This window comes from Micromonospora sp. NPDC005686, assembly GCF_042871665.1.
Lineage (GTDB): Bacteria > Actinomycetota > Actinomycetes > Mycobacteriales > Micromonosporaceae > Micromonospora.
In genome coordinates this window covers 143,480-161,899 of the sequence record NZ_JBIAIY010000004.1, presented here as the reverse complement: position 1 = coordinate 161,899, position 18,420 = coordinate 143,480, and the positions used below count along the sequence as shown (strand labels likewise).

Here is an 18,420-nt window from a genome sequence, read left to right as displayed (position 1 = left end):
CTCTCGTTATGCGGCGGCGTCGTCCGCACCGGTGGCGGCGGTGCCGCCGAGGTCCGCCGGGACCGCGTCCGGCACGGCGTCCGGCCGGTCCGCGCCCCGGAAGACGAGCTTGGACTTGTCGATGTTCTCCGGGTCGCCCTCGCAGTCCACGACCACGATCTGACCCGGGGTCAGCTCGTTGAACAGGATCCGCTCGGACAGGTTGTCCTCGATGTCGCGCTGGATCGTGCGACGCAGCGGCCGCGCGCCCAGCACCGGGTCGAAGCCCTTCTTCGCGAGGTACTTCTTCGCGTTGTCGGTCAGCTCCAGGCCCATGTCCTTGTTGCGCAGCTGGGACTCGATGCGCTGGATCATGATGTCCACGATCGAGAGGATCTCGGTCTCGCGCAGCTGGTGGAAGACGATGGTGTCGTCGATCCGGTTCAGGAACTCGGGCCGGAAGTGCTGCTTGAGCTCGTCGTTGACCTTCTGCTTCATCCGGTCGTAGTTCGACTCGGAGTCCTCAGATGCCTGGAAGCCCAGCGAGACCGCCTTGGCGACGTCGCGCGTACCGAGGTTGGTGGTCAGGATGATGACCGTGTTCTTGAAGTCCACGATCCGGCCCTGGCCGTCGGTGAGGCGCCCGTCCTCCAGGATCTGGAGGAGCGTGTTGAACACGTCCGGGTGGGCCTTCTCGATCTCGTCGAAGAGGACCACCGAGAACGGCCGGCGACGCACCTTCTCGGTGAGCTGCCCGCCCTCGTCGTAGCCGACGTAGCCGGGAGGGGCACCGACGAGCCGGGACACCGTGTACCGGTCGTGGAACTCCGACATGTCGAGCTGGATGAGGGCGTCCTCGCTGCCGAACAGGAACTCGGCGAGCGCCTTGGACAGCTCGGTCTTACCGACGCCGGACGGGCCGGCGAAGATGAACGAGCCGGAGGGGCGCTTCGGGTCCTTCAGGCCGGCCCGGGTACGCCGGATCGCCTTCGAGACCGCCTTGACCGCGTCCTCCTGGCCGATGACGCGCTTGTGCAGCTCGTCCTCCATGCGCAGCAGGCGCGAGGTCTCCTCCTCGGTCAGCTTGTAGACCGGGATGCCGGTCCAGTTGCCGAGCACCTCGGCGATCTGCTCGTCGTCGACCTCGCTGACGACGTCCAGGTCACCGGCCTTCCACTCCTTCTCCCGCTGCGCCTTCTGGCCCAGCAGCTGCTTCTCGGTGTCGCGAAGCTGGGCGGCCCGCTCGAAGTCCTGCGCGTCGATCGCGGACTCCTTGTCGCGGCGCACCTGGGCGATGCGCTCGTCGAAGTCGCGCAGGTCTGGCGGCGCGGTCATCCGGCGGATGCGCATCCGTGCGCCCGCCTCGTCGATCAGGTCGATCGCCTTGTCCGGCAGGAACCGGTCGGAGATGTAGCGGTCGGCGAGCGTAGCGGCGGCGACCAGGGCGGCGTCGGTGATGGAGACGCGGTGGTGCGCCTCGTAGCGGTCCCGCAGGCCCTTGAGGATCTCGATGGTGTGTGCCAGCGACGGCTCGCCCACCTGGATCGGCTGGAAACGACGCTCCAGAGCGGCGTCCTTCTCCAGGTGCTTGCGGTACTCGTCGAGCGTGGTGGCGCCGATGGTCTGCAGCTCACCACGGGCCAGCATCGGCTTGAGGATGCTGGCGGCGTCGATCGCGCCCTCGGCCGCACCCGCACCGACGAGGGTGTGGATCTCGTCGATGAAGAGGATGATGTCGCCGCGGGTACGGATCTCCTTGAGCACCTTCTTCAAGCGCTCCTCGAAGTCACCGCGGTAGCGGGAACCGGCGACCAGGGCACCGAGGTCGAGCGTGTAGAGCTGCTTGTCCTTCAGCGTCTCGGGCACCTCGCCCTTGATGATCTTCTGGGCCAGGCCCTCCACCACGGCGGTCTTGCCGACGCCGGGCTCGCCGATCAGCACCGGGTTGTTCTTGGTGCGGCGGGACAGCACCTGCATGACCCGCTCGATCTCCTTCTCGCGCCCGATGACCGGGTCGAGCTTGCCCTCGCGGGCGGCCTGGGTCAGGTTGCGGCCGAACTGGTCCAGCACGAGGCTGGTCGACGGCGCGGCCTCACCCGGCGCGGCACCGGCCGCGGCCGGCTCCTTGCCCTGGTAGCCGGAGAGCAGCTGGATGACCTGCTGGCGCACCCGGTTCAGGTCAGCGCCCAGCTTCACCAGAACCTGGGCGGCGACGCCCTCGCCCTCGCGGATCAGGCCGAGCAGGATGTGCTCGGTGCCGATGTAGTTGTGGCCGAGCTGCAGCGCCTCGCGCAGCGACAGCTCCAGCACCTTCTTGGCCCGCGGCGTGAACGGGATGTGCCCGCTCGGTGCCTGCTGGCCCTGGCCGATGATCTCCTCGACCTGCTGACGCACGCCCTCCAGGGAGATGCCGAGGCTCTCCAGGGCCTTTGCCGCGACACCCTCACCCTCGTGGATCAGGCCCAGCAGGATGTGTTCCGTACCGATGTAGTTGTGGTTGAGCATCCGGGCCTCTTCTTGGGCCAGGACGACAACCCGTCGCGCTCGGTCGGTGAACCGCTCGAACATGCCCTCGTGCTCCTCACGTGCCGTGCGCCTTGATGGTCAGATCTCGGCGGGGCCGGTGCGCGGACGTCCGGGACGGGCGTCCGTGCCTCCTTACTCTATCGCCGCGGACCGTCTCCGCTGAGGTCGTGTGCCCCCGCGGATGACCGTTCCGACGTCGTTTCTGACAACCGTCCACGCTCAGGAGGTGTTCCGGGACCCCTGCCTGTACGCGCAGAGCGAAATCCGACCGGCGGCGGAACGGCCGGCCGAGTGGATCCGGGGCGCTGCCGATGCGCTCACCGCGGTCGTCCACAGCCTGTGGACGAAGTCTCCACCGCCTGTGGACAACGGCCCCCCGGGGCGATTTCTTCCCGGGAGAAGGCGACCGAGGACCGCAGGGCGGGCCGGACCGGACATCCCGCACCGGGCGGGACGGGACCGGGACGGCCGGACCCGAGCCGGACGCCGGCGGCGGAAACGGCGATGCGGCCCGGAGACGGCGACGCCGGCCCGGAGTGGCACTCCGGTCCGGCGTCGCGTCGCCCGTGACGAGGGTGGGGTCAGTGCCCCGCCTTCGCGTGGAACTCATCAACGATCTCCTGCGGGATCCGGCCCCGGTCGGAGATGTCCTTGCCGGCCTTCTTGGCCCACTCGCGGATGGCCCGGTTCTGCTCGCGGTCGGCGGTCGCGCCGCCCCGGCCCCGAGCGGCCCGGCCACCCACGACCACACCCCCGCGACCGACCTTCGTACCGTTCGCGATGTACGGCGCGAATACGTCCCGCAATTTACCGGCGTTGGATGCGGAGAGGTCGATCTCGTACTGCACCCCGTCGAGCGCGAACTTGACGGTCTCGTCAGCGTCCCCGCCGTCCAGGTCATCGACCAGCTTGTGAATGATCTGCTTGGCCACGTCCTACATTCCTTTCGAGCAGGGTTGTGCTCCTGCAATACCCCGAGCACAATAACCCGTCCGGCGCTTGTTCCGTCAATAGGACCGGGTAACGAGCCGGAGAAGGCTTCCGGGAGCGCCTACTCGGGCCGGACCAACGGGAACAGGATCGTTTCCCGAATTCCGAGCCCCGTCAGTGCCATCAGCAGCCTGTCGATTCCCATTCCCATGCCTCCGGACGGCGGCATTCCATACTCCATCGCTCGGAGAAAATCCTCGTCCAGCCGCATGGCCTCGTCGTCGCCGCGCGCCGCGAGCTGCGCCTGGGCCACCAGCCGCTCCCGCTGCACGACCGGGTCGACCAGCTCCGAGTACGCGGTGCCCAGCTCGAATCCGAGCACGTAGAGGTCCCACTTCTCGGCCAGGCCCGGCTCGCTGCGGTGGGCCCGGGTCAGCGGGCTGGTCTCCTCCGGGTAGTCCATCACGAACGTCGGCGCCTGAAGGGACGGCACCACCAGTTCCTCGAACAACTCCTCGGCCAGCTTGCCCGGTCCCCACTTCGGGTCGACGGAGAGACCGACCTTGTCCGCGTACTCGACGAGGCGCGCCCTTTCGGTGCGGACGGTGACCTCCTCACCGAGCGCTTCGGAAAGAACACCGAACAGTGACACCGACCGCCACTGTCCGCCCAGATCGAACTCACGCCCGTCGGCGTGGGTCACCACCGTCGAGCCGGCGACCGCCAGTGCGGCCCGCTGCACGAGATTTTGGGTCAGCTCCGCCATCGTGTGGTAGTCGCCGTACGCCTGGTACGCCTCGAGCATCGCGAACTCGGGCGAGTGCGAGGAGTCGGTGCCCTCATTACGGAAGTTGCGGTTGATCTCGAAGACGCGATCCACGCCACCGACCACCGCACGCTTGAGAAACAGTTCCGGCGCGATTCGCAGATACAGATCCGTGTCGAGCGCATTGCTGTGGGTCACGAATGGGCGTGCCGCCGCCCCGCCGTGCAGCAGTTGCAGCATCGGGGTCTCGACCTCGATGAAGTCCTGACCGTGCAGGGTGTCGCGCAGGCTGCGTACGGCGGTGGCCCGGGTGCGTACCATCTGCCGCGCCTGCGGGCGGACGACCAGGTCCACGTAGCGCTGGCGGACCCGGGACTCCTCGCTGAGCGGCTTGTGCGCCACCGGCAGCGGGCGCAGCGCCTTGGCGGTCACCGCCCACTCCTCGGCGAGGACGGACAGCTCGCCGCGCCGGCTGGTGATCACCTCGCCGGTCACCCCGACGTGGTCGCCGAGGTCGACCAGGCGCTTCCAGTCCGCCAGCCGCTCGGCGCCCACCCGGTCCAGCGAGAGCATCGCCTGGACCTCGGTGCCGTCGCCGTCGCGCAGCGTCGCGAAGCAGAGCTTGCCGGTGTTGCGAATGAAGATCACCCGGCCGGTGACCGAGGCCCGGTCGCCGGTGGCGGTGTCGGTGGGCAGGTCGGCGTAGCGCTCCCGCAGCCGCGCGAGCGTGGTGGTCCGCGGGAAACCCACCGGGTACGGCTCGACGCCCTCGGCGAGCATCCGGTCCCGCTTCTCCCGGCGGACCTTCATCTGCTCGGGAAGGTCGTCGGCGGGGTCAGTTGGCAGGGCGTTCTGCTCGGTCACGGCACGCTTCCTCAGGCCTTGGGAACATCGGCGGGGTCAGCACATGAGCGTACTCAAGCGCCCGGACGGCCGTTACGGGATAACCTGCCCGCCAGGACCGAGCCCACCCCTGCCCTCTCGTTCGGTGCCGCCGCGGCCGAGTACGACCGCTTCCGTCCCCGCTATCCGGAGGCGGCGCTGCGCTGCGCTGGACGGGCTGCCCGCCCCCCGGGTGGTGGATCTCGGCGCCGGCACCGGCATCCTCACCCGAGGGCTGCTGGCGCTGAGCGGGCCGGTGGCGCAGGTCGTACCCGTGGAGCCGGATCCCGGGATGCGGGCGCAACTGGCCGCCGCCACGCCCGGCACGACGGCGCTCGCCGGCAGCGCCGAGGCGGTGCCGCTGCCGGACGGGTCGGCGGACGCGGTGCTGGTCGGGCAGGCGTACCACTGGTTCGACAGGGAGCGGGCGCACGCCGAGGTGGCCCGCGTGCTGCGGCCGGGTGGCACGTTCGCGCCGGTCTGGAACATCCGGGACGAGCGGGTCGGCTGGGTCGCGGAGCTGACCCGGATCGCCCACCTCGGCGACGACGCGGGCGACGTGACCCAGCGGTACGCGGACTTCGGCCCCGCCTTCACGGCCGTCGAGGTGGGCGAGTTCGCGCACGCCGCCACGCTCACGCCGGACGAGGTGGTGGCGATGCTGCACACCCGCTCGTTCTGGCTGACCGCCGACGCGGACGAGCGGCGACGGGTGGACGCGGCGCTGGCGGAGCTGTTCGCCACCCACCCCGACCTGGCCGGCCGGGACGCCGTGGAGCTGCCCTACCGCACGTTCGTGCTGCGCGCCCGCCGCCGCTGACCTCAGACGTTGCGGTCGTAGACCATCCGCAGGCCGATCAGCGTGATCATCGGCTCGTGGTGGGTGATGGTGTGGCACTCGCCGAGCACCAGCGAGGCCAGGCCGCCGGTGGCGATGACCGCCTTCACGCCGCCCAGTTCCTCGGACATCCGCTCGACGATCCGGTCCACCTGCCCGGCGAAGCCGAAGTAGAGCCCGGCCTGGAGGCACTCGACGGTGTTCTTGCCGATCACCGAGCGCGGGCGGGTCGCCTCGACCTTGCGCAACTGGGCGGCCCGGGCGGCCAGCGCGTCGAAGGAGATCTCGATGCCCGGCGCGAACGCACCGCCGAGGAACTCGCCCCGGCTGCTGATCACGTCGAAGTTGGTGGTGGTGCCGAAGTCCACGACGATCGACGGGCCGCCGTAGAGCGTGTACGCGGCGAGCGTGTTCACCACCCGGTCCGCGCCCACCTCCTTCGGGTTGTCGATGGCGAGCTGGACGCCGGTCCGCACCCCCGGCTCGACGATCACGCTGGGCAGGTCGGCGTAGTACCTGTCGAGCATGGTGCGCAGCGAGCGCAGCGCGGCCGGCACGGTCGAGCAGGCGGCCACCCCGGTGATCTCCACGGCGTCACCGGCCAGCAGCCCGCGGAACATCAGACCCAGTTCGTCCGCCGTGGAGCGGGCGTCGGTCTTGATGCGCCACGAGTGCACCAGCTTGTCGCCGTCGAAGGTCGCCAGCACGGTGTTCGTGTTTCCGATGTCGATGCAGAGCAGCACAGCGGCAGCCTAGACGTCGCGCAGGTCGAGGGCGATGTCCAGGATCGGCGAGGAGTGGGTGAGCGCGCCGACCGAGAGGAAGTCCACGCCCGTAGCGCCGTACTCGGCGGCCATCGGCAGCGTCAGCCCGCCGGTGGCCTCCAGCTCCGCCCGGTCGCCCACCGACGCCACCACCTCGCGCAGCTGCGCCGGAGTCATGTTGTCCAGCAGCAGGAAGCGGGCGCCCGCCTCGACCGCCTCCACCGCCTCGGCCGGCGTGTCCACCTCGACCTGCACCGCGACGTCGGGGAACGCCTCCCGGACCCGGCGGAACGCGGCACCGATTCCGCCCGCCGCGACCTTGTGGTTGTCCTTGATCATGGCGACGTCGTACAGGCCCATCCGCTTGTTGGTGCCGCCACCGGCCCGGACCGCGTACTTCTCCAGCGCCCGCAGGCCCGGCGTGGTCTTGCGGGTATCCAGCACCGTCGCCTTCGTGCCGGCCAGCTCGTCGGCCCAGGCCCGGGTGTGCGTCGCCACGCCGGACATGCGGGACAGCAGGTTCAGCGCCGTCCGCTCGCTGGTCAGCAGCAGCCGGGTCGGGCCGGTCACCGTGGCCAGCACGTCGCCGCGCGTCACCCGCTGCCCGTCGTGGGCCACGAGCGACACCTCGACCGTACGCCCCGCGCCGGTCACCTCACCGACCAGCTCGAACACGGCGGCGGCCACCGGCAGCCCGGCCACCACGCCGTCGGCGCGCGCCACCAGATCGGCCGTGTCCTGCTGCTCGTCCGGGATGGTGGCCACGCTCGTGACGTCGAGGAAGTCGGGCCCCAGATCCTCGCGCAGCGCCTCGACGACGACGTGCCGGACCCACTCCGGGTCCAGGCCGCCCTCCCGCAGCGCCCGCTCCGTCGACTCCCTCATGGACTGTGCCTCCTTCGTTCGCGACTGCGGGGCTCGCAAGACCGGCTCACTCCTCGCGCTCACTGGATCCCTTCCCAGCGTTCGGCCACAATGCCGTCCGTACCCACCTCGGCCACCAGGTGGCCCAGCCACCGCTCGTCAGCCGTCGGGAAGTCCTCCCGCCAGTGGCAGCCCCGCGTCTCCTGACGCGCGTACGCGGCGGCGACCAGCGTCGACGCCACTGTGAGCAGGTTCGTGGCCTCCCAGTCGGCGGTACGCGGCACGCCCTGCCCCGTGCCCAGCGCGGTGAGCGTGGCGGCGGCGGCCTCCAGGGTCTGCGCCGACCGGAGCACGCCCGCGCCCCGGGTCATCGCCCGTTGCAGTTCCGCCGTGCCGGACGCCGGCACCAGCGGACCCGGACCGCCCACCCAGGCGCCGGTCTCCGCCGGGCGAGCCTGCTCGGGCAGCCCGGCGGCGATGTCCTCGGCGATCCGGCGGGAGAAGACCAGCCCTTCCAGCAGCGAGTTGCTGGCGAGCCGGTTGGCGCCGTGCACGCCGGTGCAGGCGACCTCGCCGCAGGCGTACAGGCCGGGGATGGAGGTGCGCCCGCGCAGGTCGGTCCGGACGCCGCCGGAGGCGTAGTGCGCGGCCGGCGCGACCGGGATCAGGTCGGTCGCCGGGTCCACGCCGATGGCCAGGCAGGACGCCACGATGGTCGGGAAACGCCGGGCCAGGAAGTCGCCGCCCAGGTGCCGGGCGTCCAGGAACACGTGGTCGGCGCCGTCGGCGAGCAGCACCCGGTGGATGCCCTTGGCCACCACGTCCCGGGGCGCCAGCTCGGCCAGTTCGTGCTGGCCGACCATGAACCGTTTGCCGTCGCCGTCGACCAGGTGGGCCCCCTCGCCGCGCAGCGCCTCGGAGACCAGCGGCTGCTGGGCCAGCCCGGCGCCCGGCCCGCCGGCCGGCACGATGAGCGCGGTCGGGTGGAACTGGACGAACTCCACGTCGGTGACGGCCGCGCCGGCGCGCAGCGCCAGCGCCACCCCGTCACCGGTGGAGACCGCCGGGTTGGTGGTGGCGGCGAAGATCTGCCCCATTCCGCCGGTGGCCAGCACCACCGCGCGGCCGAGGATCGCGCCGACGCCGTCCTCGCTGCCCTCACCGAGCACGTGCAGCGTGATGCCGCAGGCCGGGCCGAGCCCGCCCGGCCCGTCGCCGGGAGCGCGCAGCAGGTCCAGCACCAGGGCGTGTTCGACCAGCCGGATCCACGGGTCGCGGCGGACCGCGTCGTGCAGCGCCCGCTGCACCTCCGCGCCGGTGGCGTCGCCGCCGGCGTGCACGATCCGGTCGGCGCGGTGGCCGCCCTCCCGGGTCAGCATCAGCGAGCCGTCCGGGTTGCGGTCGAACTCCGCCCCGATCCGCATCAGCTCGCGCAGCCGGGTCGGGCCCTCCGCCACGAGCGCGCGGACCGCCGCCGGATCGCAGAGGCCGACGCCGGCCACCTCCGTGTCGTACGCGTGCGCGTCCGGCGTATCAGCCGGGTCCAGCACGGCGGCGATCCCGCCCTGCGCCCAGCGGGTGGAGCCCTCGTTCATGTCGACCTTGGTGACCACGGTGACGTGCAGGCCCGCCTCGCGCAGGTGCAGCGCGGCGGTCAGCCCGGCCACGCCGGAGCCGACCACGATCACGTCCGTCGTCTCCACCCAGCCTGGGGCGGGCGCGGCGAGCAGCCGGGGCAGCGCCGGCAGGTCGACTGTCGGTACGTCCATGAGCACAGTCAACCCGAAGCGTCCTCGGCTCGGGCGCGGGGGGCGTGACGAATGCTGTCGCTACCTCGTCCGGCGTGGAAGGGCGGCCGGCCCGGCACCCTTGAGCGAGGTGGTCACCGTACGGTCGCTGAGCCACAGGTAGCAGCGCACGCCCCGGTCGCCGACCGCCCAGCGACCCGCTGCGGGCGGGCGGACCACCACGTCGCTGCGGTAGCGCAGGTACGCGTCGGCGGGCAGCCCGGCGTACCGGGCGATCACGGCGAAGCAGCCGTCGTAGAGCGGCGCCCAGTCCTCCGGCTTCTTCGGGTACGGGCGGTCCGGCGCGGCCCACACGCCGACGAACTCGGCGTCGTGCGCCACGGTGCAGGCGATCGGGGTGAGCCGCTGCACGCGGCCCGTCTCCCGTACGGTGCGCTGGCAGCCCAGCCGCAGCGGCGACGGCGTCTTCAGCGCGTCGCGCAGGCTGCCCGTCCGGGTGACCACGGTGGCCGCCGCCTCGGTGGTCGTCAGCTCGGCCAGGTCGCACCGGTACCAGCGGGAGCCGGCCGTCCAGCCGATGCCCGTCGGCAGCGCCACGGCGAGCCGGAGCCGTCCGGCCCGCCAGTCGTCACCCACGTACCCGGTGGCCCGCTTGTCGCAGTCGGCGAACGCGGTACGCAGCTCGGGTGAGGCGAGCGGCGGCGGGGTGGGCCGGTCCGCGGTGAACGCGCCGACGTGCACCGTCTCCACCCGGTGCGGCAGCTCGCAGCCGACCGGTGCGTACGCGGCCAGGCCGACGCTCGGGGTGAAGTCGGCGACCTGGCAGACCCCGGCCGCCGGGGTGAACGGTGCGGGGGCCGCCATCGCGGCCCAGTCGTCGGTGAGGTCGCCGTCCAGCCCGCCGGTGCCGGCGCAGCCGGCCAGGGCGACGCTCGCGACAGTCGCGGCGACCAGGGCGCTCATCGCACGGCGCATCGCGGCCTCCCCCAGCCGACGACCGTCGATCCCCGACGGTCCGCTCAGGGTAGCCGAAAATGACCTTCCGGTGACAGACCGCGTTCCCCGCCATGACCGCCCCGCCGATCTTGCACCGGCTGCCCCGACAAGCAAGGACAAGAGACGCATCCGAGGGGCCGGAAGTGCAAGATCAGCGGGCGCGGGAAGCCGGGCGAGGGCGGCGGGCGGGTCAGCTCAGGGAGGCGGCCAGGGGGTTGGGGATCGGGGCGCCTGCGGTGCCGGGGGCGGCTGTCGTCGGGTCCGTCGAGAGATCGACGACCCTGTTGTCGGCGTCGACGTGCACCACCCGAGGGCGGTACGCGCGGGCCTCGGCGTCGTCCATCTGCCCGTACGAGATCAGGATGACCAGGTCGCCGGGGTGCACCAGGTGCGCGGCGGCGCCGTTGATGCCGATCACGCCGCTGCCCCGCCGCCCCGGGATCACGTAGGTCTCCAGCCGGGCGCCGTTCGTGATGTCCACGATCGCGACCTGCTCGCCGGGGAGCAGGTCGGCCGCGTCGAGCAGATCCTCGTCCACGGTGACCGAGCCGACGTAGTGCAGGTCGGCCTGGGTCACGGTGGCCCGGTGGATCTTCGACTTGAGCATGGTCCGCAGCATCGGGATGCCCTCCGCATTCGTGGTGGGGTTCAGGGACGCGGCGCGAGGTGGATCGCCGTGTTGTCGATCAGGCGGGTGGCGCCGACCCAGGCCGCGATCAGCAGCCGGGCCGGACCGTCGACCGGGCCGGGTTCCAGCTGGGTGTCGGTGAGCACCAGATAGTCCAGGCGGGCGTCCGGCGCGTCGAAGGCCCGGTGGGCGGCGGCGAGCACCGCGCCCGCGTCCTCGCCCCGCTCGGCCGCCTCGGTGCCGGCCCGCAACGCGGCGGACAGGCTCAGCGCGGTCTGCCGCTCGACCGCCGAGAGGTACCGGTTCCGGCTCGACATGGCCAGCCCGTCCGGTTCCCGTACGGTCGGCACGCCGACGATCTCGGTCGGCACGTCGAGATCCCGCACCATCCGGCGGACCAGGGTGAGCTGCTGATAGTCCTTCTCGCCGAAGAACGCGAGGTCGGGCCGGGTGAGCTGGAGCAGCTTCATCACCACCGTGAGCACGCCGTGGAAGAAGCCGGGACGGCTCAGGCCCTCCAGGTCCTCGCCGAGCGGCCCCGGGTTCAGCCCCACGGCCGGGCGGCCCTCCGGGTACATCTCGGTCACCGAGGGCGCGAACACCACGTCCACCCCCGCCCGGCGGCAGATCTCCATGTCGGTGTCGAGCGTGCGCGGGTAACGGTCGAAGTCCTCGTTCGGCCCGAACTGCAACGGGTTGACGAAGATCGTGACCACCACGTGGTCGGCCCGCTCGCGGGCGGCCCGCAGCAGCGCCTCGTGCCCGGCGTGCAGCGCGCCCATGGTCATCACGACGCCGACGGTGCCGGTCATGGCGTCGCGGGCCACAGCCAGCTCCTTGCGCGTGTGCATCACCTCGGCCATCAGGCCGCCACCTCGATTCCGTCGAGCACGTTCCGCAGCGCGGCCGCGTCCGCCGGGCGCAGGCGGCCGGCCGCGACGGCGCGGTCCGCCGTCCGTCGTGCCAACGCCAGGTAGGCGGGTACGGATTCCGGCGCGGTCCGCGCCAGCCGGTCCAGATGCCGGCGTACGGTGCCCGCGTCGCCCCGCGACACCGGGCCGGTGAGCGCGTCGTCGCCCAGCCGCAGCGCGTTCTCCAGCGCGGCCCGCAGCAGCGGGGCGAGCACCTTCTCCGGCCGCTCCACCCCGGCGTCGCGCAGCCGGTCGGCCGCTTCGTTGACGAGCGTCACCAGGTGATTCGCGCCGTGTGCGAGCGCCGCATGGTACAGCGGCCGGTCGGCCTCACCCACCCACTCCGGCACACCGCCCAGGTCGGCCACCAGCCGCGCCGCGAACGGGCGCAGCTCGGCCGGGGCGGTCACCCCGTAGGAGATGCCGGGCAGGCGGGACAGGTCGTCCGGCGTGCCGGTGAAGGTCATCGCCGGGTGCAGCGCGAGCGGCCGGGCACCCGCCTCGACGGCCAGGGCCAGCGCGGCCGGCCCGTGCGCGCCGGACGTGTGCGCCACCACCTGGCCGGGGCGCAGCGCGCCGCTCGCGGCCAACTCGGCGACCACGTCCGCGAGCGCGTCGTCCGGGACCGCGACGATCAGCAGGTCGGTCGCGGCGCGTGCCACGGCGGTCGCGGAACGGTGCGGGGTCTGTGGCAGCAGCAGCGACAGGCGGGCCCGTGTCGCGCCGGAGGCGCCGGACGCGGCGACCACCCGGTGGCCGGCGGCAGCGAGGGCCGCGCCCAGCACGGCGCCGACCCGGCCGGCGCCGAGCACGCCGACGGTGAGGGTACGGGGGAAGACGAGCGGGGCAGCGGTGGCCCGAGGGCGCAGCGGTGCGCTCATGGCAGCGATCCAGTCCTCGAAGGGGGTACCGGTCGATGGCAAGTATGCGCTCGGGTGACAGAGCGGAAACAAGAAGGTGTGAAAACCTTCACCAGCCACCGGAACCGGCCGCTGCGGTGGCGGGCAAACCGCCCGTTCCGGTACGTCCCGTAGGGTCGGCAGGTGACCTCCCCGCTGCGCTGGCGCGACGCGATGGAGCGGGCGCTGTACGGGCCGGACGGCTTCTTCGTCTCCGGCGCCGGGCCCGCCGCGCACTTCCGCACGAGCGTGCACGCCTCGCCCGTGTTCGCCGCGTGCCTGGTGCGGCAGCTCGAACTGGTGGACGCGGCGTTGGGCCACCCGGCGCGGCTGGACGTGGTGGACGTGGGCGCGGGCCGGGGCGAACTACTCAAGGCGCTGCTGGCCCAGGCCGCATCCGAACTAGCCGCCCGGCTCCACCCGGTGGCAGTGGAACTGTCGGCCCGCCCTCCGGACCTGCCACCGGAGATCGAGTGGCGCCCCGACATCCCCGAGGGTGTCACCGGCCTGCTCCTGGCCACCGAATGGCTGGACAACGTTCCACTGGACGTAGCGGTACACACCCCGGCAGGCTGGCGCCTGCTCCTGGTGGACCCCGAAACCGGCCAGGAGACCGTCGGCCCGCAGCCTTCCCCCACCGAGACCACCTGGCTCACCCAGTGGTGGCCACCGCCCCCCACCCCGCTGATCAAGGAGTTCGTGCCGGCGGAGGGCCCGGATCAGGACACAAACTCCGTGATCACCGGGGCCATGGCCGGTGAGAGGGCGGAGGTCGGGGTGGGGCGGGATCTGGCCTGGGCGGAGGCCGTGGGGCGGGTCACGCGAGGGCTGGCGCTGGCTGTGGACTACGGGCATCTGCGTGAGTCGCGTCCCTTTGACGGGACGTTGACCGGGTATCGGGATGGGCGGCAGGTGCCGCCGGTTCCGGACGGGTCGTGCGACGTGACGGCGCACGTCGCCATGGACTCGGTCGCCTCCGCCGGTGAGCGGGTCGCGCGGTGCGCGTACTCCCTGGTCTCTCAGCGGGAGGCACTGCGGGCGCTCGGGGCCGACGGCGGGCGACCGCCGCTGAGTCTGGCCTCCCGCGACCCGGCCGGCTATCTGCGGGCGCTGGCCGCGGCGTCGGCGGCGGCCGAGCTGACCGACCCGGCCGGGCTCGGCGGGCACCTGTGGCTGCGGCAGCCGGTCGGCGTCGCGCTCGACGCGGTCGTGGCACGATGACGGGCATGACCACGGACGCCGCCGACCTCCGCGAGCTCACAGTCGGCACCGGCGCGGGCGGTGAGCAGCTCGGCACCGACATGGTGCTCAACATCGGGCCGCAGCACCCGTCGACGCACGGCGTGCTGCGGCTGAAGCTGGTGCTCGACGGGGAGCGGGTGGTCGCGGCCGAACCGATCGTCGGCTACATGCACCGGGGGGCGGAGAAGCTCTTCGAGGTACGCGACTACCGGCAGATCATCGTGCTGGCGAACCGGCACGACTGGCTGTCGGCGTTCTCCAACGAGCTGGGCGTGGTGCTCGCGGTCGAACGGCTGATGGGCATGGAGGTGCCGGAGCGCGCCACCTGGCTGCGGATGGCGCTGGCCGAACTGAACCGGGTGCTCAACCACCTGATGTTCCTCGGCTCGTACCCGCTGGAGATCGGCGCGATCACGCCGATGTTCTACGCCTTCCGGGAACGGGAGACCATCCAGGCCGTGATGGAGGAGGTCTCCGGCGGCCGGATCCACTACATGTTCAACCGGGTCGGCGGCCTGAAGGAGGAGGTGCCGTCCGGCTGGACCGGGCGCGCCCGCGCCGCCATCGCCGAGGTACGCCGCCGGATGCCCGATCTCGACAACCTGATCCGGCGCAACGACATCTTCCTGGCCCGCACCGTCGGCGTCGGCGTGCTGTCCGCCGCCGACGCCGCCGCGTTCGGCGCGTCCGGGCCGGTCGCCCGCGCCTCCGGGCTCGACCTCGACCTGCGCCGCGACGAGCCCTATCTGGCCTATGACCAGCTCGACGTGCCGGTGGTGACGAAGACCGCCGGTGACTGTCACGCCCGCTTCGAGGTGCTGCTCGACCAGGTGTACGTCTCGCTCGACCTGGCCGAGCAGTGCCTGGACCGGGTGGACCGCATCAGCGGCCCGGTGAACACCCGGCTGCCCAAGGTGTTGAAGGCGCCGGAGGGGCACACGTACGCCTGGACCGAGAACCCGCTCGGCATCAACGGCTACTACCTGGTGTCCCGGGGCGAGAAGACGCCGTGGCGGATGAAGCTGCGCACCGCCTCGTACGCGAACGTGCAGGCGCTCTCGTCGCTGCTGCCCGGCTGCCTGGTGCCGGACCTGATCGCCATTCTCGGCTCGATGTTCTTCGTGGTGGGCGACATCGACAAGTGACGGTCGTCCCGGCGCGGTCAGCGATGTGGGCGGTTCAGCGCCAGCGGTCGGTGGCGTCTCCGTGCGGCCCGCCGTGTCCACCGCGCTCCGGGCTGCGCCACTCCGGTTCGGGCTGACGCCACTCCGGTTCCGCCGGCCGCCACTCCGGCTCGGGCCGGCGCCACTCCGGCTCGGGCTGACGCCACTCCGGCTCGGGCTGACGCCACTGCGGCTCGGGCTGCCGCCACTCCGGGGGCGGCTGCCGCCATTCCGGCTGGCCGCTGCGCTGCGTCGGTGGCCGCCACTCCCCGGGCACCGGCACCCCACCGGCCGGCAGCGCCGGGTGACTCTCCCCCGACCAGCGGCCGTCCGGCTCGCCCGGCCCGCTCGCGGCCGGACCGCCGCCGCGTACCGACGCCCACCGGTCCTCGACCCGGTACTCGGTGCCGCCGCCGTCGGCGTGCACCGCGGCCCGCCGTTCCCCGAGCCGGATCTCGCGGCCCGCGCCGTCGTCGCGGACCGCGGCCCACCGGTTGCCGGCACCCATCTCGGACCACTGGTCGCCGTCGGTGCTCGCCCGGCCGGCCGGGGCGTCGGGTCGGCCCGCTGCTGCCGCCGGCCACGCGCCCGCCGCCCGGTCGTCACCCCCGCCGGACCACTGTCGCTGCTCCTCCGCCGCCGTCCGGCCCTGGTCGCTCGACCAGCCGCCCCCGGCGGTACGCGTGGGCCAGCCCGGTTCCCCGGCGGCATGCCCGGACCGGCCCTGTTCGCCGCCGGTGCGCGCGGACCAGCCCGGTTCGCCGTCGGCGGCCCGGCCGATGCCCGCCCACGGATGCTCGGCGCCCGGGCGGCCGGGGTCGGTCCACGAGGGCCCGTCGCCGCCGGACCCGGCACCCCAGCCACCGTCATCAGACGCGGCCCGACGGCCCGACCGGTCGCCCGGGTCGCGGTGTCCCGCACGCCAGTGATCGGCCGGGTCCGTGCCCCGGGACCGGCTCTCGTCCGACCAGCCGCCGGGGAGTCCGCCGTACCGGTTTCCGGCCGGCTCACCACCGCCGACGATCGTGTGCCGGGTGGTGACGTGCACCGTCTCGGTGTGATGGACCACGCCGACCGGGCGGGCCGCCGGGTCGGAGACCCCCGCCGCGCCGTACACCCCGCTCGCCGGCCGGTCCGGACGTACGGTGGCCCGCGCCGGCTCGGCGTCGTGCCGGCCCGTCCGCACCGGGTCGGGTTCGTAACGGCCCGACCGGGACTGTTCGGGTTCGTAGTGGGCCGCCCGGGACGACTCATCGTCGTAACGGCCGGGCCGGGGCGGCTCGGTGTCATAGCGGCCGGCCCGGGGCGGCTCGGTGTCATAGCGGCCGGCCCGGGGCGGCTCGGCGCCCGCCCCTGGCGAGTCGGAGTGGTAGCGGCCCGCCCGGGGCGAGTCGGAGCCGGTTCCGTAGCGGCCGGCGGCGCTCGCCGGACGGGCCGGTTCGTCGTCGTCCCGGCCGGCCGGGTGCGCCGGTCCCGCGTCGGACGTGCCGGTGACCGGCACCCGGGCCGCACCGATCGGGCGCTCGGACGCGGACACGGAGGCCGAGGCGGGCGTGGACGCGGAGGCGGGCGTGGACGCGGAGGCGGGCGTGGACGCGGAGGCGAAGGCGGGCGTGGACGCGGAGGCCAGTCCGGCGGCGGCAACGTCGAGCCGGTGCCGTACCGCGCCGGCCACCTCCTCGGCCCGGCGTGCCTGGTCGAGTGCCTGGTTGCCGCGCTGGGCGGCGGCCACGATCTCGGCTCGCAACTCCCGCCGGAGCTGCGCCAACTCCTCGCGTAGCTCCTCGGCGGCCGCGTCGTCGGAACCGCCCTCCGGCCGCAGCGCCATGGACAGACCGATGAGCACGACGGCGAGGATCGCCAGGACCGCGCCGAACCGGAGCGAGCCGTTGCCGTCCGCGATCAGCAGGACGAGCGCCGCCAGGGGCGCCAGCCCCACGCCGACCCAGAACAGGACGGTGAGCAGGGTGGGCGTGCTCTTGTCGGTGGGCGCGACCGAGGCGGGCATGGCTGAGCAGATTACCGAGAGTTCCACCCGAGGGGAACGGGTCGGCACCACTCGATGCACGGACCGCCGAACGGGCTGCCCGTGCCGCCGGCCGGCACGTGTGCCGGCCGGCGGTGGTGCGTCAGCTCGTGGCCAGCGCGGCGTCGGAGGAGAAGACCAGGCCGACGCTCGCCGAGCCGGTCTTCAGCGCGTTCTTGGTCTGCGGGCCACCGGCGTCCAGCGAGCTGAACGAACCGGCCCTGAAGTCGTAGATCTCGACCAGACCGGCCTGGCACTTCGGCCGCTGCGGGCACTCCGGCGGGCCGGCCAGCACTGTCGCCTGGCCGGAGCACTTGGCGGCCAGCTCGGAGAGCGTGGACACGCCGTACTTGTCGGCGAACGCCTTGGTGACAGCGAACGCGTTCTGGTCCTGCGCCTGGGACGGCTGGCCGAAGACCAGGCCGTTCTTGTCACCCTGGGTCTTCAGCGCCGCGACCGTCTTGTCCAGCTCCGGCGAGGAGACGGGCTGGGCGTCCTTGCCGTTGTTCTTGGTGTTGAGGAACTCCGCCATGGTGGCGGCGTACTCCGGGACGACCTGGATCTGGCCCTTCTCCAGGGCCGGCTCGTAGAGCTCCCGGTTGCCGATGGTCTGCACCTTGACCTGGTAGCCGGCCGCGGTGAGCGCGATCTTGTAGAGCTCGGCGATGGTCTGGCTCTCGCTGAAGTTGCCCGCGCCGACGGTGATCTGGCCGCCCGGGCCCTTCTCGATCCCGTCGGTCGCGCCGTTGGCGGAGGCGAACTCCTGCGCGGCGACCTGAGGCGTCTTGCGGTCGACGTCGACCGCCCGGTTGAGCTGGATCAGCTTCGGGGTGTCGAGCTTCGCGGAGACCTTGTCCAGCGCGGCGACCAGCTGCGGCGTGGCCGCCTTCGCGTTGATCGCGGGGATGACGTTGTCGGTGTTCTGGAGCTTCTTGTCGTCGGTCAGGACGACGAGCTGGTCGCCCGCCACCGGGGCGCAGCCCGCCCCCGAGGCGCCCTGCTCGGGCGCGTCGGTGCCGGACGAGCCGGCGTCGCCGCAGCCGGTGAGCAGTGCGGCCGCAGTGAGAGCGCCGATCGCCCCGGCGGCCATTCGTGTACGCGCACGCATGAGTGCCCGCCTTCCGTGTCCCGGCGCGACCCGTCGGGCCGGCCGCGTGTCCGACGGGCGACCCGGACGGCCACCCGCGACTCCAGCCAATATCTTCCGGACCCGACCGACAAACTCGGAGCGGTTTTCGTCACCCGATCGTCACCGACG

The 18,420-nt window shown here is 72.8% G+C and carries 15 protein-coding genes; 3 read left to right on the top strand and 12 right to left on the bottom strand.

What is annotated here, in order from left to right:
- Positions 1 to 6: 6 nt before the first annotated feature.
- The 3 genes from ACFYON_RS11185 to lysS form a co-directional block, all read right to left on the bottom strand.
- Positions 7 to 2,547, bottom strand: coding sequence for an ATP-dependent Clp protease ATP-binding subunit (locus ACFYON_RS11185; RefSeq protein WP_354868867.1), 2,541 nt, complete (start codon positions 2,545 to 2,547; stop codon positions 7 to 9).
- A 539-nt stretch (positions 2,548 to 3,086) separates the two neighbouring features.
- Complete coding sequence (locus ACFYON_RS11180; protein WP_354868870.1) at positions 3,087 to 3,437, bottom strand: Lsr2 family protein; 351 nt, start codon at positions 3,435 to 3,437, stop codon at positions 3,087 to 3,089.
- Between the two features lie 119 nt (positions 3,438 to 3,556).
- Positions 3,557 to 5,065, bottom strand: coding sequence for a lysine--tRNA ligase (gene lysS / locus ACFYON_RS11175; protein ID WP_354868872.1), 1,509 nt, complete (start codon positions 5,063 to 5,065; stop codon positions 3,557 to 3,559).
- A 214-nt stretch (positions 5,066 to 5,279) separates the two neighbouring features.
- Here lysS and ACFYON_RS11170 point away from each other — a divergent pair, with 214 nt between their 5' ends.
- Complete coding sequence (locus tag ACFYON_RS11170) at positions 5,280 to 5,903, top strand: class I SAM-dependent methyltransferase (protein ID WP_354868875.1); 624 nt, start codon at positions 5,280 to 5,282, stop codon at positions 5,901 to 5,903.
- Positions 5,904 to 5,905: 2 nt separating this feature from the next.
- Here ACFYON_RS11170 and ACFYON_RS11165 read toward each other — a convergent pair whose 3' ends face one another.
- The 7 genes from ACFYON_RS11165 to ACFYON_RS11135 all read right to left on the bottom strand — a co-directional run bounded on the left by ACFYON_RS11165 (position 5,906) and on the right by ACFYON_RS11135 (position 12,713).
- A complete protein-coding gene (locus ACFYON_RS11165; RefSeq protein WP_354868878.1) occupies positions 5,906 to 6,664 on the bottom strand; it encodes a type III pantothenate kinase in 759 nt (252 codons plus the stop codon).
- A gap of 9 nt (positions 6,665 to 6,673) precedes the next feature.
- The gene (nadC, locus tag ACFYON_RS11160) at positions 6,674 to 7,570 is read right to left on the bottom strand and encodes a carboxylating nicotinate-nucleotide diphosphorylase (protein WP_354868880.1); all 897 of its coding nucleotides are present in this window, start codon (positions 7,568 to 7,570) and stop codon (positions 6,674 to 6,676) included.
- A 59-nt stretch (positions 7,571 to 7,629) separates the two neighbouring features.
- A complete protein-coding gene (locus ACFYON_RS11155) occupies positions 7,630 to 9,318 on the bottom strand; it encodes an L-aspartate oxidase (protein WP_355093780.1) in 1,689 nt (562 codons plus the stop codon).
- A 60-nt stretch (positions 9,319 to 9,378) separates the two neighbouring features.
- On the bottom strand, positions 9,379 to 10,272 hold the full coding sequence (locus ACFYON_RS11150) for a septum formation family protein (RefSeq protein ID WP_355093782.1): 894 nt from the start codon (positions 10,270 to 10,272) through the stop codon (positions 9,379 to 9,381).
- A 211-nt stretch (positions 10,273 to 10,483) separates the two neighbouring features.
- Complete coding sequence (panD, locus tag ACFYON_RS11145) at positions 10,484 to 10,912, bottom strand: aspartate 1-decarboxylase (protein ID WP_354868886.1); 429 nt, start codon at positions 10,910 to 10,912, stop codon at positions 10,484 to 10,486.
- 29 nt (positions 10,913 to 10,941) lie between these two features.
- On the bottom strand, positions 10,942 to 11,784 hold the full coding sequence (gene panC, locus ACFYON_RS11140; protein WP_354868888.1) for a pantoate--beta-alanine ligase: 843 nt from the start codon (positions 11,782 to 11,784) through the stop codon (positions 10,942 to 10,944).
- Positions 11,784 to 12,713: a Rossmann-like and DUF2520 domain-containing protein gene (locus tag ACFYON_RS11135; RefSeq protein WP_354868891.1), complete on the bottom strand. Its 930-nt coding sequence runs from the start codon at positions 12,711 to 12,713 to the stop codon at positions 11,784 to 11,786. The genes panC and ACFYON_RS11135 overlap by 1 nt, the downstream gene beginning before the upstream one ends.
- Before the next feature lie 192 nt (positions 12,714 to 12,905).
- Here ACFYON_RS11135 and ACFYON_RS11130 point away from each other — a divergent pair, with 192 nt between their 5' ends.
- Both ACFYON_RS11130 and ACFYON_RS11125 read left to right on the top strand, forming a co-directional pair.
- On the top strand, positions 12,906 to 13,952 hold the full coding sequence (locus ACFYON_RS11130; protein ID WP_354869174.1) for an SAM-dependent methyltransferase: 1,047 nt from the start codon (positions 12,906 to 12,908) through the stop codon (positions 13,950 to 13,952).
- Positions 13,949 to 15,118, top strand: coding sequence for an NADH-quinone oxidoreductase subunit D (locus ACFYON_RS11125; RefSeq protein ID WP_176722867.1), 1,170 nt, complete (start codon positions 13,949 to 13,951; stop codon positions 15,116 to 15,118). Before ACFYON_RS11130 ends, ACFYON_RS11125 begins: the two co-directional genes overlap by 4 nt.
- 34 nt (positions 15,119 to 15,152) lie before the next feature.
- On the opposite strand, the gene ACFYON_RS11120 is transcribed toward ACFYON_RS11125, so the two are convergent.
- The gene (locus ACFYON_RS11120) at positions 15,153 to 17,144 is read right to left on the bottom strand and encodes a hypothetical protein (RefSeq protein WP_354868894.1); all 1,992 of its coding nucleotides are present in this window, start codon (positions 17,142 to 17,144) and stop codon (positions 15,153 to 15,155) included.
- A gap of 121 nt (positions 17,145 to 17,265) precedes the next feature.
- Positions 17,266 to 18,270, bottom strand: a complete 1,005-nt coding sequence (locus tag ACFYON_RS11115; protein WP_354868896.1) for a glycine betaine ABC transporter substrate-binding protein — start codon at positions 18,268 to 18,270, stop codon at positions 17,266 to 17,268.
- Positions 18,271 to 18,420 lie beyond the last annotated feature (150 nt).